Origin of the sequence: Luteimonas viscosa (assembly GCF_008244685.1) — a bacterium.
Taxonomy (GTDB): Bacteria; Pseudomonadota; Gammaproteobacteria; order Xanthomonadales; family Xanthomonadaceae; genus Luteimonas; species Luteimonas viscosa.
The window spans coordinates 159295-176010 of sequence record NZ_VTFT01000003.1; the positions used below are offsets into that span (position 1 = coordinate 159295).

12 protein-coding genes and 2 pseudogenes are annotated in these 16716 nt (G+C 71.0%); 11 read left to right on the forward strand and 3 right to left on the reverse strand.

What is annotated here, in order from left to right:
- Positions 1–32 precede the first annotated feature (32 nt).
- The 3 genes from FZO89_RS17755 to lepB all read left to right on the forward strand — a co-directional run bounded on the left by FZO89_RS17755 (position 33) and on the right by lepB (position 2653).
- On the forward strand, positions 33–476 hold the full coding sequence (locus FZO89_RS17755) for a hypothetical protein (protein WP_149104795.1): 444 nt from the start codon (positions 33–35) through the stop codon (positions 474–476).
- A gap of 793 nt (positions 477–1269) precedes the next feature.
- Entirely contained in the window at positions 1270–1965 is a 696-nt protein-coding gene (gene tsaB, locus FZO89_RS17760) for a tRNA (adenosine(37)-N6)-threonylcarbamoyltransferase complex dimerization subunit type 1 TsaB (protein ID WP_149104796.1), read from the forward strand.
- A gap of 55 nt (positions 1966–2020) precedes the next feature.
- Positions 2021–2653, forward strand: a complete 633-nt coding sequence (gene lepB / locus FZO89_RS17765) for a signal peptidase I (protein WP_149104797.1) — start codon at positions 2021–2023, stop codon at positions 2651–2653.
- Positions 2654–2875: 222 nt separating this feature from the next.
- Here lepB and FZO89_RS17770 read toward each other — a convergent pair whose 3' ends face one another.
- Together FZO89_RS17770 and gshB are read right to left on the reverse strand one after the other, a co-directional pair.
- Positions 2876–3757, reverse strand: a complete 882-nt coding sequence (locus FZO89_RS17770) for an energy transducer TonB (protein WP_149104798.1) — start codon at positions 3755–3757, stop codon at positions 2876–2878.
- A gap of 22 nt (positions 3758–3779) precedes the next feature.
- The gene (gshB, locus tag FZO89_RS17775) at positions 3780–4730 is read right to left on the reverse strand and encodes a glutathione synthase (RefSeq protein WP_149104799.1); all 951 of its coding nucleotides are present in this window, start codon (positions 4728–4730) and stop codon (positions 3780–3782) included.
- A gap of 184 nt (positions 4731–4914) precedes the next feature.
- On the opposite strand from gshB, the gene pilG reads away from it, so the two are divergent.
- From pilG to FZO89_RS19115, 5 genes and pseudogenes are all read left to right on the forward strand, one after another.
- Positions 4915–5316 carry a twitching motility response regulator PilG gene (gene pilG / locus FZO89_RS17780; RefSeq protein ID WP_149104800.1) on the forward strand — a complete coding sequence of 134 codons (402 nt, stop codon included), beginning with the start codon at positions 4915–4917 and terminating at the stop codon, positions 5314–5316.
- 12 nt (positions 5317–5328) lie between these two features.
- On the forward strand, positions 5329–5700 hold the full coding sequence (locus FZO89_RS17785; protein WP_149104801.1) for a response regulator: 372 nt from the start codon (positions 5329–5331) through the stop codon (positions 5698–5700).
- The gene (locus FZO89_RS17790) at positions 5697–6236 is read left to right on the forward strand and encodes a chemotaxis protein CheW (RefSeq protein WP_149104802.1); all 540 of its coding nucleotides are present in this window, start codon (positions 5697–5699) and stop codon (positions 6234–6236) included. Before FZO89_RS17785 ends, FZO89_RS17790 begins: the two co-directional genes overlap by 4 nt.
- Positions 6237–6278: 42 nt before the next feature.
- Complete coding sequence (locus tag FZO89_RS17795; RefSeq protein ID WP_149104803.1) at positions 6279–8300, forward strand: methyl-accepting chemotaxis protein; 2022 nt, start codon at positions 6279–6281, stop codon at positions 8298–8300.
- Positions 8301–8595: 295 nt separating this feature from the next.
- Positions 8596–10557, forward strand: a pseudogene (locus FZO89_RS19115) (FimL-related protein); the annotation flags it as partial.
- A 730-nt stretch (positions 10558–11287) separates the two neighbouring features.
- Here FZO89_RS19115 and FZO89_RS19095 read toward each other — a convergent pair.
- The gene (locus FZO89_RS19095) at positions 11288–12142 is read right to left on the reverse strand and encodes a pentapeptide repeat-containing protein (protein ID WP_425480495.1); all 855 of its coding nucleotides are present in this window, start codon (positions 12140–12142) and stop codon (positions 11288–11290) included.
- Positions 12143–12288: 146 nt separating this feature from the next.
- Here FZO89_RS19095 and FZO89_RS19100 point away from each other — a divergent pair.
- The 3 genes and pseudogenes from FZO89_RS19100 to FZO89_RS17810 form a co-directional block, all read left to right on the forward strand.
- A pseudogene (locus tag FZO89_RS19100) lies at positions 12289–14571 on the forward strand (response regulator); the annotation flags it as partial.
- A complete protein-coding gene (locus tag FZO89_RS17805) occupies positions 14558–16213 on the forward strand; it encodes a chemotaxis protein CheB (RefSeq protein ID WP_149104805.1) in 1656 nt (551 codons plus the stop codon). The pseudogene FZO89_RS19100 and the gene FZO89_RS17805, both read left to right, overlap by 14 nt.
- On the forward strand, positions 16210–16674 hold the full coding sequence (locus FZO89_RS17810; protein WP_149104806.1) for a chemotaxis protein CheW: 465 nt from the start codon (positions 16210–16212) through the stop codon (positions 16672–16674). Before FZO89_RS17805 ends, FZO89_RS17810 begins: the two co-directional genes overlap by 4 nt.
- Positions 16675–16716 lie beyond the last annotated feature (42 nt).

Genomic DNA, 16716 nt, shown 5'->3' on the forward strand with positions numbered 1-16716 from the left:
CCGGATGCGCCGGCGCCGAGGACCCCGACCCCATGCAGACGCGAACCCCGCACCAGGCCGCCACCGAGTTCCTGCCGCAGGTGGAGGACGTGCTGGCCGGGCTGTCGGTGGAGCGCGAGTCGTTCGAGGTGCGCGCCAATCGCTGCGAGGGCGCGCAGGGCGAGACCCGCGACGACCTGTTCTACATCTGGGTCGGCCTGCGCGGGCTGGCCCCCGGCAACGACATCGCCGCCCAGATCGAGGCCACGCACGCGCGCTGGCAGGCGCAGGGCTGGGAGATGACCCGCTTCCGCAAGCTCGACAGCGGCGGCGTGAACCTCACCGCCACCGACCCGGCCAGCGGCAACACCTACACCCTCGACTCGGGTTTCAAGCCCGCGCCCGAGGCGTATCTCGCGGCGTTCTTCAACACCCCGTGCTTCCAGTCGCCCGAGGGCCAGGTCGCGTTCGGCCCGCTGCAGGTGCCGGGGTTCTGAGCGACGGCGTTTGGCCCGTCGCCGCTCGCGACGTCCGTGCGAAGTCCTGGAAACTACCTCTCGTCGCGGATCAGTTCTTCCTCCACATGCAAGGAGCCGCTGATTTTGCCGGCTTCGGGCCGGGGTCGTTCCGGGCCGGAGGTTGCTACTCGGCTCGGACCGCCCTGACCGAGCGGAGAGCGATCCCCGGGCGCCAGGACGTGGCGTCGGTCCGACGTCCCGACACAGATGCTTAATCGCGGATCGGCTCTTCCCCGACAGGCGGAGAGCCCCCAGACCTTGCCGGGCTTCGCGACGGACCGCGCAGCGACCCTGTCCGAGCGGAGAGCGATTCCCCGGCGGCAGGGCTCGGTGACGGTCCGAAAGCCAGACACCGCTCTTCACCGTGGGTCAGCTCTTCCTCGACAGGGGAGAAGGCACTTGATCCCGCCGGCGGGACGGGCTTTGGAGGCCCGCGAGCGCATAGATTTGTCGGAGCTCCGGCTTCCGAGGTCCGCGTTCGGGCAAATCTTGCCCGTGCTCCGATTTCCGAGACTCACCCTCGGGCAGATTCTGTCGGCGCACCGGCTTTCGAGGCCTATGCTTGGGCGAATTTTGCTGGCGCTCCGACTTCCGAGGTCCGCGCGAGGGCAGAATCTGCCCGCGCGCCGGCTTCCTGACCCGGCACGCCAGGCTTGTCTCCCGGCGGCCGGGCCTGGTTTCCCGGTCGCTGGACAAATTTTGTCCAGACGGCGCCCCGCCCGAGGGCGGAGGCGCAGCCACGGCGCGGCGGTGGGCCCGCTACCATGGCCGGATGAGACTGCTCGCTTTCGAAACCGCCACCGAAGCCTGTTCCGTCGCCCTGCTGGTCGATGGCGAGGTGCAGGAACGCTTCGAGATCGCGCCGCGGCGCCACGCCGAGCTGGCGCTGCCCTGGGCCGGCGAGCTGCTGGCGCAGGCCGGCGTGGCGAAATCGCAGCTCGACGCGATCGCGGTGGGCCGCGGACCCGGCGCGTTCACCGGCGTGCGCCTGGCGGTGGCGCTGGCACAGGGCATCGCACTGGCGCTGGACCGCCCGGTGGTCGGGGTGTCGACGCTGGCGGCGCTGGCCGCGCGCGCGCAAGGCGACCGCGTGCTCGCGGCGATCGATGCGCGGATGGGCGAGGTGTACCTGGGCGCGTTCGTGCGCGTGGACGGCGGGTTGCAGGCGCTCGGCGCCGAGACCGTGGTGCCGCCGGCCCAGGCCGAGCTCCCGGAAGGTCGCGAATGGCAGGGCGTCGGCACCGGCTTCGACGCGGCCGAGGGAGCCTTGCGCAAGCGCCTGGCCGGGGCGCTGGCATCGGCGGACGGAACGGCATTGCCGCACGCGGCCGATGTCGCGCGCCTGGGCGCGCGGGCGTTCGCGCGCGGCGAGGCGATCGCGCCGGAACGCCTGCAGCCGGCCTACCTGCGCGACAACGTGGCGCTGACCCTGGTACAGCAGCAGGCGCAGCGCGCCGCCCGCGCCTGAGCGGGAACCAACCGCCGCCGCGGGTGGTCCAGCGCAGACCACACGGGAGACGGTCATGACGAAGGCAGTTACGTATCACCCCGACGACGGCGGCCGGGAGCGCGGCTGGCTGCGCCGCGAACTGCCGTCGCTGCTGCTGACGATCGCGCTGCTGGTGGTCGCGCGTTCGTCGTTCGCCAACCACTACCACGTGCCCAGCGGTTCGATGGAACCGACCCTGCTGCCGGGCGACCGCGTGGTGGTCGACATGAGCGCCTACGGACTGCGCGTGCCGTTCACCGCGATCGAGCTGCTGGCGCGCGGCGAGCCCGCGCCCGGCGAGGTCGTGGTGTTCCGCTCGCCGGTGGACGGCACCCGGCTGATCAAGCGGGTGGTCGCCGTGGGCGGCCAGCGTGTGGCGCTGGTGGACGGGCGCCTGCGCATCGACGGCCAGCCGCTCCAGCCCGACGGCTCGGCCGACGCCGAGCGCTTCGGCGACCGCCTCGTGCGGCTCGACCTGGCCGACGGCGGCGGACCGGACATCGCGCCTTTCACCATCCCCGATGACATGGTGCTGGTCCTGGGCGACCACCGGGGGCGCAGCGCCGACGGACGCTACTTCGGCCTGGTCCCGCGGCAGGCGTTCTACGGCAAGGCGCTCGGCGTGTACTGGCGCCGCGGCGAAGGCCCGCTCTGGCAGCGGCTGTAGAGCGGGCCCTGGGCCGCCCACGCGTCACCGTGCACGCCCGCAATGCCGGGCAGCTCCGCTTACCTCCATGGTCATGCCAGTCGCCACCGCGGCCGCTGGTCATGCCGGTCGTCCCTGTGGGCGCCGGCACCGGCGTAGGGCGGGCCCGGGTCCGCCATCCGTCACCGCGTGCGCCCGCAGGGCGCATCCGCTCGGCCCGCGTCCGCGCCCCCGCGTGGCCACTCAATCGTCGATCAGCTCCCCGCCCGGCAGGAACTGCCAGGTGCGGGTGACGTGCAGGATGTCGATCTCCTCCTCGGTCCGCGGCAGCGGCGAATAGGGTTCGGCCAGCCTGGCGATGCGCAGCGCCGCATCGTCGAGCAGGCGGCTGCCACTGGAGCGGATGATGTCGGCGCGCTCGACCGAACCATCGCGGCGGATCGCCACGCTGATCACCAGTTCGCCGGACAGCCGGCGCCGGCGCGCCTCGTCGGGGTAGTTGAGGTTGCCCACGCGCTGGACCCGGTCGACCCAGTCGCGCAGGTAGCTGGCGTAGGCCCATTCCTGGGTGCTGGCGGAGACGAACTTGCGCTTCGGGCGCTTGGCGTAGCGCTCCGATCGCAGGTGGATCTCGGCCGCCAGCCGCGCCATCGCCAGGTCGCGTTCGACCCGTTCGGGTCCGCGCGGCAGGGCGCTGTCGTCGGCCTGCGGGCGGGCGTCGGGCGTGGGCAATGGCGTCTCGCCGCGCTGGCTGGCGACCACGCGCGCCTGCGGCGGCGGCTGCGCGCTGGGCGACTGCGCGCGCATCTCGATCGGCGCCACGCCCGGTTCGGCCTGCGCCACCAGCCCGGCCTGGTCGTCGCGCGGGCGGGTGCTGCGCTCGTGCTCGCCACCGCCCTGGTTGCTGGCCTGGGCCAGGAAGTCGGCCTGCGCCTGGGTCAGCGGGCTGGTGGTCTCGGTCAGGATCACGTCGAGCGTGGGCCGCAGCGGCGCGGCCTCGTCCAGGGCGAAGCCCACGCCCAGCACCAGCATCCCGTGCAGCAGCAGCGACAGCACCAGGGTGGCGCTGAGGCGTTCGCGTTCGCCGATGCGCGGCGGGGCGGGGGGCAGGGCGAGGGTGGACATCGTCCGGCTCAGCGACTCGCGCTCATCGGCCGGGGCCGGCTTCGATCGCGTCGAACAGCAGCCCCGCGATGTTGATCCCGAACTGCGCATCGAGCTCGCGGATGCAGGTCGGGCTGGTGACGTTGACCTCGGTCAGCCAGTCGCCGATCACGTCGAGGCCGACGAAGCGCATGCCGCGGCGCTTCACTTCCGGACCGACCTGGGCGGCGATCCAGCGGTCGCGCTCGCTCAGCGGCCGGCCCTCGCCGCGGCCGCCGGCGGCGAGGTTGCCGCGGAACTCGTCGCCCTGCGGGATCCGCGCCAGGCACCAGTCCACCGGCTCGCCGTCGATCAGCAGGATGCGCTTGTCGCCGTCGACGATCTCCGGCAGGTAGCGCTGCGCCATCGCCAGGTGGCGGCCGCCGTCGGTCAGCGTCTCCAGGATCACGTTGAGGTTGGCGTCGCCGGCCCTGGCGCGGAAGATCGAACGGCCCCCCATGCCGTCCAGCGGCTTGAGCACCGCGTCGCCGTGGTCGGCGACGAAGGCCTTGAGCGTGGCGGCATCGCGCGCGACCACCGTGGGCGGGCAGCATTGCGGGAACTCGAGCGCGGCCAGCTTCTCGTTCATGTCGCGCAGGCCCCGCGGATCGTTGACCACCTGCGCGCCCTGGCGCTGGGCGGCGCCCAGGATCAGGGTGTCGTGCAGGTAATCGGCGTCCACCGGCGGGTCGCGGCGCATCAGCACGAGGTCGCCGGCCTCCAGCGCACGTTGTGACGGCTGTCCCAGTTCGAACCAGCCTGCCGGATCGTCGCGCACGCGCAGCGGCGCGAGCCGCGCGCGGGCCACGCCATGATCCATGCCAAGCCCGCCTGGCAGCACGTAATGCAGCGCATGGCCGCGGCGCTGCGCTTCCAGCAGCATCGCGAAGGTCGAATCCTTGGCGATCCGGATCGACTCGATCGGATCCATGACGACCACGACATTCAGGGGCATGTGAACCACCAGTGGCACTTTCTGACAAATGTTAGCAGCCGGCGTGCGTCACTTTCGTCCGTGGCGGCCACGACTTGCGCAAACTTCTTCATGGACGCTTGACAGTCCCGCACGAGGCTGGAATATACGGCGATCGCGGCAATGCGGGCATCGGACCTGCGTTGCGTGCCGGGGGAACCGAAGAATGACGCAAGACGACAGCCGCGCCGCCAGTCTCGATGGCCTGCGGGTGATGGTGATCGATGACTCGAAGACCATCCGCCGAACCGCCGAGACCCTGCTCAAGCGCGAGGGCGCCGAGGTGGTGACCGCCGTCGACGGCTTCGAGGCGCTCGCCAAGATCGCCGACCAGAAGCCGCAGATCATCTTCGTCGACATCATGATGCCGCGCCTGGATGGCTACCAGACCTGCGCGCTGATCAAGAACAACCAGATGTTCAAGAGCACGCCGGTGATCATGCTGTCCTCCAAGGACGGCCTGTTCGACAAGGCGCGCGGCCGCATCGTCGGCTCCGAGCAGTACGTCACCAAGCCATTCACGCGCGAGGAACTCCTCGACGCGATCCGTACCCATGTCAAGGCGTAAAGGGGAGTCGCCGTGGCCCGCATCCTGATCATCGAGGACTCACCGACCGATACGGCGGTGCTGACCCAGTTGCTTGAACGCCATGGCCACGAGGTGCTGGCGTCGACCAGCGCCGAGGACGGCATCGAGGCGTGCAGGCGCGAGAAGCCCGCCCTGGTGCTGATGGACGTCGTGCTCCCGGGCATGAACGGCTTCCAGGCCACGCGCGCGCTGGCGCGCGACGCCGACACCAAGCACATCCCGGTGCTGATCGTGAGCACCAAGGGCATGGAGACCGACCAGGCCTGGGGCATGCGCCAGGGCGCCAAGGGCTACCTGGTCAAGCCGCCGCGCGAGGACGTGCTGATCGGCGAGATCGACCGCTTGCTGGGGTCTGCGGGATGACCCAGCGTCGCGACCCGTTCGCGATGCTGCTCGATTTCGAGCAGCGCAGCCTCGCGCACGTCGCGGGCCTGCCGGAACAGTTCGACGCGCCCGGGCTGTGGCGCGGGATCGGATACCGGGTCGGCGAGCGTCGCCTGGCTTCGGCGTTCGACGACGTGCTGGAAATCGTGCCGATGCCGCCGGTCACCCCGGTGCCGGGCGCGCAGGCGTGGATGCTCGGGGTCGGCAACGTCCGCGGCAACCTGCTGCCGATCGTCGACCTCAAGCAGTTCCTCGAAGGCGAGCGCACCGTACTGCACGAGACCCAGCGCGTGCTGATCGTGCGCCAGCCCGACGGCGACGTCGCCGTCACCATCGACGAACTTTTCGGCCAGCGCAGCTTCCACGATGAACAGCAGGTGGAGCCGGACGTGGTCGGGGAGGGGCGCTACGGGCATTTCGTCGAGCGGGCCTACCGGCTCGCCGACCAGACGTGGGGCGTGTTCAGCCTGGGGCGGCTGGCGCGGACGCCGGAATTCAGACAAGCCGCGGCCTGACGGTCGCGTCCAGCAGGAAAGAGCAGGGACAGGGGTAAGCGCATGAGCACAGTAGTCGATTCGATCGCCGGCAAGGGGCGCGGACTGGGAAGCAATTTCTGGATCGCGGCGCTGGTCACCACGCTGGTGATCTTCGGCGCCAACACCGGCTATGCCGGCTGGAAGGCGGCGCGGCTGGGTGGCGCGAGCACCTCCGCCTCGAGCCTGCAGGTGAACTCGCAGCGCCTGGCCAACCAGGGCCGGGAGGCGGTGGCCGGCGACGCGGCCGCGTTCGCCGCGTTCAAGGACACCAAGGCGCAGATCGACCAGGACGTGCAGCAGCTCAACGCCAACTTCGGCGATACGGCGGGCGTGTCGGGTCCGATCCAGACGGTGACCGAGACCTGGACGCCGCTGGCCGCCAGCGCCGAGCAGGTCGCCGCGAGCGAGCAGGCGGTGAGCGGTTTCGCCGCCAACGCCGCCCGTTTCAACCAGGCGGTGCCGCAACTGCAGGCGCAGCTCGATGAACTGGTGCGCGCGATGTCCTCGAGCGGTTCGCCCGCCTCGCAGGTCTACATCGCCCTGCGCCAGAACGTGCTGGCCGGCAACATGGCGCGGCGCGTCGCGGAGATCCAGGCCGGCGGCGCCGGCGCCTCGATCGCGGGCGATGCGCTGGCGCGCGACGTCGGCGTGTTCGAGCAGGTGCTCGAGGGCCTGCGTGCGGGCGACGAGGCGATGAACGTGCAGCCGCTGGCGAACGGCGGCGCGGTCGCTGCGCTGACCCAGGCGGGCACGCGCTGGACCGCGATGAAGCAGGACCTCGACGCGATCATCGCCAGTGCGCCGGCGCTGTTCCAGGCGCAGGCCGCGTCCGCGGCGCTGACCACCGGCTCCGACGAACTGCTGTCCGACAGCCAGGACCTGTTCTCCGCGTTCACCGCCTTCGGCTCGCTCGAGGACACCAGCCTGTTCGGCAACGTCTGGATCAGCATCATCAGCGGCCTGCTGGCGCTGGTCTCGCTGGCCGGCCTGCTGTGGTCGTTGAACCGCGCCCAGCGCAAGCGCTACGAAGACACCATGGAGCTCAACAACCGCAACCAGGAGGCGATCATGCGCCTGCTGGACGAGATCGGCGCGCTCGCCGAGAACGACCTGACGGTGAAGGCGACGGTGACCGAGGACATGACCGGCGCGATCGCCGACTCGATCAACTTCGCGGTCGAGAACCTGCGCGACCTGGTCGGCACGATCAACGACACCTCGGCGCAGGTGGCGTCCAGCGCGCAGGAGACGCAGGCCACCGCCATGCACCTGGCCGAGGCCGCGGAGCACCAGGCGCAGGAGATCAACTCCGCCTCCAGCCGCATCAACGAGATCGCTTCGAGCATCGACCAGGTGTCGAAGAACTCCGCCGAATCGGCCGACGTGGCGCAGCGCTCGGTGCAGATCGCGACCAAGGGCGCGGGCGTGGTGCGCGAGACGATCGCCGGCATGGACTCGATCCGCGACCAGATCCAGGAGACCTCCAAGCGCATCAAGCGCCTGGGCGAGAGCTCCCAGGAAATCGGCTCGATCGTGGAACTGATCAACGACATCTCCGAGCAGACCAACATCCTGGCGCTCAACGCGGCCATCCAGGCCGCATCGGCGGGCGAGGCGGGCCGCGGGTTCGCGGTGGTGGCCGACGAAGTGCAGCGACTGGCCGAACGCGCGTCCAACGCGACCAAGCGGATCGAGGCGCTGGTGCAGACCATCCAGAGCGATACCAACGAGGCGGTCAGCTCGATGGAACAGACGACCTCGGAAGTGGTCGCCGGTGCGCGGCTGGCCGAGGACGCCGGCACCGCGCTGGGCGAGATCGAAAGCGTGTCGAGCAACCTCGCCGGCCTGATTCTCGGCATCTCCTCCGCGGCCAAGCAGCAGTCCGCGGCGGCGAGCAACATCACCGAGACCATGAACACGATCCAGTCGATCACCGCGCAGACCTCGCAAGGCGCGAACCAGACGGCGCAGTCGATCGGCAACCTCGCGCAGCTGGCCGCCAACCTGCGTCGTTCGGTCGCCGACTTCAAGCTGCCGGCCTGAGCAGGGAGCCCGGGACCCGGATGAACGCGACGACGACCTGTCGCAGGCGGATGCACGCCGGCACGTGCGGGGGCGGGCGATGACAGCGCTGCGCGAAGCCCTCGAACACACCGCGCTCGGCTGGATCAAGCCCGAGCTCGACGAAACGCTGCGCCTGGCCAAGGAGGAACTCGAGGACTACGTCGAGGATTCCGCCGACGTCGGCCGTATGCGGCTGTGCGCGGGCTACCTGCACCAAGTGCAGGGCACCCTGCGGATGGTCGAGCTGTACGCGCCGGCGATGGTGGCCGAGGAGATGGAGCAGGTCGCGCAGGCGCTGCACGCCGGGACCATCGCCGACCGCGACGGAGCCTGCAGCACGCTGTTGCGCGGGATCGTCCTGCTGCCCGACTACCTCGAGCGCCTGCAGAGCGGCCATCGCGACATCCCGATCGTGCTGCTGCCGCTGCTCAACGAGCTGCGCGCCGCGCGCGGCGAGAGCGGACTCAGCGAAAGCGTGCTGTTCTCGCCCGACCTGGAACGACCACTGCCCGGTGCGATCCCGGCCGGCGTCGATACCCCGGCGTCCAACGACGACCTCCAGCCGTTGCTGGAAGCGCTGCAGCAGGCCATCGCCGGCTGGCAGGGAGATGGCGCGCCGGCTTCGCTGGCACCGGCGATCGACGCCCTGCTGCCGCAGGTGCGGCAGGTGCCGGTGCGACGGATGCTGTGGGTGGCCTCGAACGTCGCCCGCGCGCTCGCCGACGGCGCATTGCCCGCTACGCCGGGACTGCGCAAGGTGTTCGCCGGAGTCGAGCGCGAGGCACGTCGCGGTCTGCTCGACAACGACGGCTTCGCCGAGGTACGCGGCGAAGCGGCGCAGGAGCCGACCCGGCAACTGCTCTACCACGTCGCCCACCACGAGGATGGCGGCCACGCCGCGCTGCAGGAACTGAAGCGGGTCTTCGAGCTCGACGCGGCCCTGCCCACGCAGTCGGAACTCGAACACGCGCGCGGCAGCATCAGCGGACGCAACCGCGCCCTGCTCGATACCGTGTCGGCGGCGGTGAAGGACGACCTGCTGCACGTCAAGGATGCGCTCGACCTGCACCTGCGCACCGGCGCCAGCGACCTGACCGCGCTGCAGCCGCACGCGGAAACCCTGGCCCGGGTCGCCGACACGCTCGGCATGCTCGGGCTGGGTGTCGCCCGCAAGGTGGTCCAGCAGCAGCGCGACGCGATGCAGGCGATCCTCGACGGCACGGTCGCGGCCAACGAGGACGCGCTGCTGGATGTCGCCGGCGCGCTGCTGTACGTCGACGCGACCCTGGACGACCAGGTGGCGCGGCTGGGCTCGGCCGAACAGGCGGGCGGCGACGCCGAGAACGAACTGTTCGCCGGGGAAACGCGGCAGGTGGTCGACACCATCGTGCGCGAGGCGATCGCCAACTTCGTGCAGGCGCGCCAGGCGCTGGTGGCCTTCGTCGAGACCAGCTGGCAGCACGAACAGCTGTCCGAGGTGCCGCGCCTGCTCGACGAGGTGTCGGGCGCGTTGCGGATGATGGAACTTCCGCTGCCCGCCGACTACCTGCTCGCGGTCAGCCGCTACACCGAATACGAACTCATCAGCCGCCAGCGCGTGCCCAACGGCCGCCAGCTGGACACGCTGGCCGACGCCCTCGCCAGCCTCGAGTACTACCTCGAGGCGCTGCGCGAGCAGCGCGGCAACCGCGAGGAAATCCTCGACATCGCCCGCAACAGCCTCGAATCCCTGGGCTACTGGCCGTTGCCGCAGCAGCGCGAGAAGCCGCAGGCGGCCGCGCCGGCGGTGCAGGCGCCAGCGGCCGAAGTCGTGGCGGACGAGCCCGCGGCCGCGGCCGCGGCCCGGGAGCCCGGAGCCACGGAGCAGCCTGCGGAAACCACCGTGGAGGCGGCCGCACCGGCCGCCGGGGGACCCACCCGGCAGACCGGGCCGATCGTGGGCGGGTTCGAGTCCGTCGGCGAGGAAATCGACGAGGAGATCCGCGAGGTCTTCCTCGAGGAGTTCGCCGAGGAGATCGACAACCTCGACGGACTGCTGCCGCAGTGGCGCGCGGCGCCCGCGGACATGGAGAAGCTGCGGCCCATCAGACGCGTGTTCCATACCCTGAAGGGCAGCGGCCGCCTTGTCGGTGCGCGCGTGCTGGGCGAGTTCAGCTGGAAAATCGAGAACATGCTCAACCGCGTGCTCGACGGATCGCGTCCGCCGAGTGCTGCGGTGGTCGCGATGGTCGACCGGGCGTTCTACACGCTGCCCGAGCTGCAGGCCGCCCTGCGCGGCGAAAGCAGCCTGGTGACCGACCTGCAACCGCTGCAGGACGCGGCCGAGCGGATCGCCGGCGGCGACGAGGGCATGCCGCCCGAGATCGTGGCGCCCGCCGCGCCGATGCCGGAAGACACGCAGGCGCCTGCCGGCGTCGCGCTTGCCGAAGCCGGCGCGACGCTCGAGGCGATCCCGGCGAAGATCGACGCACTGTTGCTGGAAATCCTCGACGCCGAGGTCGATGGCCACCTGCAGACGATCGACGCATGGCTGGCACGGGCGCGCGAAGGCGAAGCCCAGGGCAGCGACGCGCTGCTCCGCGCGCTGCATACCATGAACGGCGCGTTCGCGATGACGGAAGTGCCCGTCATCAACAGCGTGCTCGGCCCGGCGGAACACTACGCGCGCCGGCTGCTGGCCTCGCACGCGACGGCGACGACCGAGGGCATCGCCGCGATCGCGGACCTGTCGCGCACGGTTCGCGACACCGTCGACACGCTCAAGCAACCCGCTCCCGCGCTGGCGACGCAGGATGCGCTCGCGTCCCGGCTGGTCGCCCTGCGCGACAGCCTGCCGGAAGCGTCGAGCGGACTGGCTGCGCTGGTGGATGCGCAGTGGCTGGAAGAGGCCGCGTCGGGTGGGGATTCGGCGGCCGCAGCGGACGAAGTCGCGCTGACCACGGTCGACATGAGCGCCTATGGCGGGTTCATCGAAACCGGCCCGCCTGCCGACGTCGTCGATTCCGAAGCCGAACGCCTCGAAGCCGAGCGCCTCGAGGCCGAACGCCTCGAGGCCGAACGCCTCGAAGCCGAACGCCTCGAAGCCGAACGCCTCGAAGCCGAGCGCCTCGAGGCCGAACGCCTCGAAGCCGAACGCCTCGAAGCCGAGCGCGTTGAAGCCGAGCGCCTCGAAGCCGAGCGCCTCGAAGCCGAACGCGTCGAAGCCGAACGCGTCGAAGCCGAACGCGTCGAAGCCGAACGCGTCGAAGCCGAGCGCCTCGAAGCCGAGCGCCTCGAAGCCGAACGCGTCGAAGCCGAAAGCGTCGAAGCCGAACGCCTAGAAGCAGAGCTCCCCGAAACCCAGTCTCTCGAGGGCCAGGCCCTGGAGTCGGGCATCTCCGAAGCGGAGCGCCTCGAAGCCGAACGAGCCGAAGCCGCACGCCTGGAAGCAGAGCTGCTCGAAGCCGAGCGTATCGAAGCCGAGCGCCTCGAAGCCGAACGCGTCGAAGCCGAACGCGTCGAAGCCGAACGCGTCGAAGCCGAACGCGTCGAAGCCGAACGCGTCGAAGCCGAACGTGTCGAAGCCGAACGTGTCGAAGCCGAACGCGTCGAAGCCGAACGTGTCGAAGCCGAACGTGTCGAAGCCGAACGTGTCGAAGCCGAACGTGTCGAAGCCGAACGTGTCGAAGCCGAACGCCTCGAAGCCGAACGCCTCGAAGCCGAACGCCTCGAAGCCGAGCGTGTCGAAGCCGAACGCCTCGAAGCCGAACGTCTCGAAGCCGAACGTCTCGAAGCCGAGCGTCTCGAAGCCGAGCGCCCTGAAGTCCAGGAAGAAGCCGCACCGGCGCGGGCCACGGCCGACCACGGGGACGAGGACGCCGACGCCCCGGTCGATAGTGCGGTGGCCGCGCTGCTTGCGCGGGTGCTGGCCAACGACGACCCGGACGAGGCGTTCGACACCTCCAGGATCGATACCGAACTGCTCGACATCTTCATCGAGGAAAGCGGCGACCTGCTCGATCACTCGGACGGCCTGCTGGCGCAGTTGCGGGAATCGCCGGACGCGCGCGAGCCGGTGATCGGCCTGCAGCGCGACCTGCATACCCTCAAGGGTGGCGCGCGCATGGCCGGCGTGTTCACCATCGGCGAGCTCGGCCACGCCATGGAATCGCTGCTCGAGGCCGTGGTCGAACAGCGCTGCGAACTCGATCGCACCGGCATCGGCCTGCTCGAGGGCGGCTTCGACCGCCTGCACGCGATGGTGACGCGCGTCGCCGACCGGCGCGCGATCGTGATGCCGCACGCGCTGATCGATGCCTTCAATGCGCTGGCCCGCGGGCGAGCGCTGCTGTCGGAGGAAGAGATCGCGGCCGATGCCGCGCCGGCGCAGCCGAAGGTGGAGCTGGCGCCGCTGTCGGGCCCGATCGCCGATGGAGGCGAGGAGGACGCCGCCATCCGCGCGCCGCAGGAGCAGGTGCGCATCCGTGCCGACCTGCTCGACCGGCTGGTGAACTACGCCGGCGAGGTGGCGATCTACCGCGCCCGCCTGGAGCAGCAGCTGGGTGCGTTCCGCGCGGCGATGAACGAGATGGAGCAGACCAACGCGCGCCTGCGCGACCAGCTGCGTCGCCTCGACATCGAAACCGAGGCGCAGATCATCGCCCGCTACCAGCGCGAAGGCGATGCCGGCGACGTCACGTTCGACCCGCTGGAACTCGACCGCTTCTCGACCCTGCAGCAGCTTTCGCGCGCGCTGGGCGAGTCCGCGGCCGACATGACCAGCCTGCAGCAGACGCTGGACGACCTGACCCGCCAGTACGAAACCCTGCTGCTGCAGCAGTCGCGCGTCAGCTCCGAACTGCAGGAAGGCCTCATGCGCACGCGCATGGTGCCGTTCGATGCGCTGGTGCCGCGCCTGCGCCGCGTGTTGCGGCAGGCGGCCTCGGACACCGGCAAGCAGGTCCAGCTCAGGCTGGACGGCAGCCAGGGCGAACTCGACCGCAACGTGCTCGAGCGCATGACCGCGCCACTGGAACACATGCTCCGCAACGCGGTCGCCCACGGCATCGAATCGCCGGAAGCGCGCCGCAAGGCGAAGAAGCCGGAAGAGGGCACGGTCCGCATCGCGGTGCGCCGCGAAGGTTCCGAAGTCGTGCTCGAAGTGGGCGACGACGGCTCCGGCCTCGATCGCGGCGCGATCCGGCGTCGCGCCGAGGAGCGTGGGCTGATCCGCGAGGGCGTGACGCTCACGGACGGCGATCTCGATGCGCTGATCTTCGAGCCCGGCTTCTCCACCGCCGACGAGGTCAGCCGCGTGGCCGGCCGCGGCGTCGGCATGGACGTGGTCGCCAGCGAGGTCCGCCAGCTCGGCGGCTCGCTCGACATCGACACGCGTCGCCAGCAGGGCACGACGTTCACCCTGCGCCTGCCGCAGACCCTGGCGGTGACCCAGGCGGTGTTCGTGCGCATCGGCGAAACCCAGTTCGCGGTGCCGATCGCTTCGGTCCGCGGCGTCGGCCGCATCGAGCGCGATCGCCTGTCCGATCGCGAGGCGGCCTACGGTTACGGCGGCGAGGACTACGCGCTGCACGATCTCGGCCTGCTGGTCGGGCAGGGCGCGGCGCGCGCCGAAGGCCACCTGCAGATGCCGCTGCTGCTGATCCGCTCGGGCGAGCTGCGCGCCGCGGTGGCGGTCGACGAGATCATCGGCAGCCGCGAGATCGTGGTGAAGCCGGTCGGGCCGCAGGTGGCGTCGATCCCGGGCATCTTCGGCGCGACCATCATGGGCGACGGCAGCGTCGTGGTGATCCTCGACGTCGCGCCGCTGGCCCGCCGCCACGCGGTGCTGCCGCGCGAAGCCTCGCCCGCCCACGCGGCCGAGCAGCGCCCGGTGCCGCTGGTGATGGTGGTCGACGATTCGGTGACCATGCGCAAGGTCACCGGACGCGTGCTCGAACGCCACAACTTCGAAGTCATCACCGCGAAGGACGGCCTCGACGCACTGGAGCGGATGGACGAACGCGTCCCCGACCTGATGCTGCTCGACATCGAGATGCCGCGGATGGACGGCTACGAACTGGCCAAGCACATGAAGGCCGATCCGCGCCTGCGCGACGTGCTGATCATGATGATCACCTCGCGGACCGGCGAAAAGCACCGTCAGCGCGCGTTCGACCTTGGCGTGGACCGTTATCTCGGCAAGCCCTACCAGGAGCCCGAGCTGATGCGCAACGTCAACGAGCTGCTGAAGGTGCCGCATGGCCGCGACTGACGCCGCGCCACGCGTCGCCCTGCTGGCCCGCGCCGGCGAGGCCTGCGACCGCATCAGCGGCGCGCTGCGCGAGGCCGGCGCGGACGTGGTGCTGGTGGCCGACCCGCTGCTGGCCGATCCCGAGCAGGTCCGGCATGCGACGCCGCAGGCGATCCTGGTGGCGCTGGACCCGGCGATCGAGGACGCGATCGACCTGTATGCGGACGTGTTCGCCGACCCGGGCTACATGGTGATCTTCGAGGAGGCCGAACAGGCGGCGCAGCGCACAGGCTGGGACGCGGCGCGCTGGCTGCGCCATCTGTCGGCGAAGCTGCACCGCCACCACGACGTGCTCCCCGCGGGCGCGGAGTCGGAGGAAGACCTGCACCCGACGCCGGGCCCGTTGTCGCCGACCAGGCCGCCGGTGGATTTCGCGAACGCGATCGTCGCGTTCACCGACGAGGCGCAGCAGCATGCCGACGAGGTGCCGAGCGACAGCGGGCTCGAAGGCCTGTCGGGGCTCGCGGCAGTCTCCGCTTCCGGTGAGGACGCGCACGATCCGGTCGCGGCCGACGTGGCGGGCTCGTGGCGCCTGCCCGGGGAGGAACCCGGCGACGCACCCGTCGCGGCCGCGCCCCAAGGTTCCGATGATGGTGCGGCCCTCCACAGCCCGGACGACGCCGCGGCGAACGGTGACTACGGTCTGGAACCGGGGCTGGCGGTGTCCCCGGACGACGCCGGGGACGGCGGGCTCGACGAGCTGGCCTTCGATCCGGAACGCTTCAGCCGCGCGGGGCAGGCAGCGGATGCGCCGGCGGGCATCGAGGAATTCCTCGCCGCACAGGCGGCCGGAGCGGCCGGCGAATCCGCCGATGATGGCGCGGCAGAGGCCGAGGCGGTGCACGCGGCGGATCCGCCGGTGGCCGAGCCGAAGGCGCAGGGGTGGTACGGCGGCCTGAGCCTGGTGGAAGACGACGACGGCTCTCCCGCCGCGGCGGCCAGCGCCGCACCCGGACCCGCGCCGAAGTTCGACCTGGATGCGCTCGGCGCCGGCCTCTCGCTGGCAGACCCCGACAGCTACGGCCACGGCCGCGTGCGCGGCGCGATCCTCATCGAGGCCGGCCTCGGTGGGCCCGATGCCGTGCGCCAGCTGCTCGCGGCGATCCCGGCCGGGTTCGCCAAGCCGATCCTGATCCGGTTGTCGCTGGAAGGCGGGCGCTACGACCGACTGGTCAAGCAGATGACGCGCGCGACGTCCGCGTCGGTCACCGTGGCCGAAGCGGGTGTGGCCCTGCAGCCCGGCAGCGTGTACTTCGTGCCGCCGGGGCTCGGCCTCAGGCTGGCGGGATCGACCTGGACGTTCGATCCGGCGGTGCCGTTCGAACCGGCTGCCGTGCTGCCCGCCGGCGACAGCGCCGTGCTGTTCCTCAGCGGCGCGGACGCCGCGCTGGTGCCTGCGGTCACCGGCGAGGGCTGGAGCGGCGGCCTCGTGCTCGGACAGACGCCGGACGAAGGTTGCTATGAACCTGCGGCTACCCGGGCGGCGATCGCCACGGGCGTCGCGCACGGCACGCCCGCCGCGCTGGCGGCGATGCTGCTCGACCGCTGGCCCGTCGCCGTCGACCGGCCCGACCCAGATCCGAACGGGATGCTGCAGCCATGAATACGGCCACCACCGACGTCCGCGCGGTGCTGATCCAGACCGAGGCGGCGCGACTGCTGCTGCCCAACGCCACCATCTCCGAGGTGCTCTCGTATGCCGAGCCCGATCCGGTGGAGAACGCGCCCGACTGGCTGCTCGGCACCATCCGCTGGCGGGGCTGGATCCTGCCGCTGGTCGCGTTCGCGCAGTTGAGCGGACAGGGCGTGGAGCAGGGCGGGCTGGGTCACAAGGTGATCGTGCTCAAGGCCCTGGGCGGGCAGGCGACGATGCCGTACTTCGCGCTGCTGACCAAGGGTTTCCCGCGACTGGTGACGGTGTCGCGCGACCGCCTGGCGACGGCCGACGACGGGCAGGCCGTCGGCGCCGGCGTACGTGCGCACGTGGTGTTCAACGACGAGCCCGCGCTGATTCCCGACATCGACGGCATCGAACAGGCGCTGCGGCAGGCCCTGGCGGCCTAGCGCAGGTTCCGCAAGCCAGCGTCCCGCACGCGTTGCCGCAGC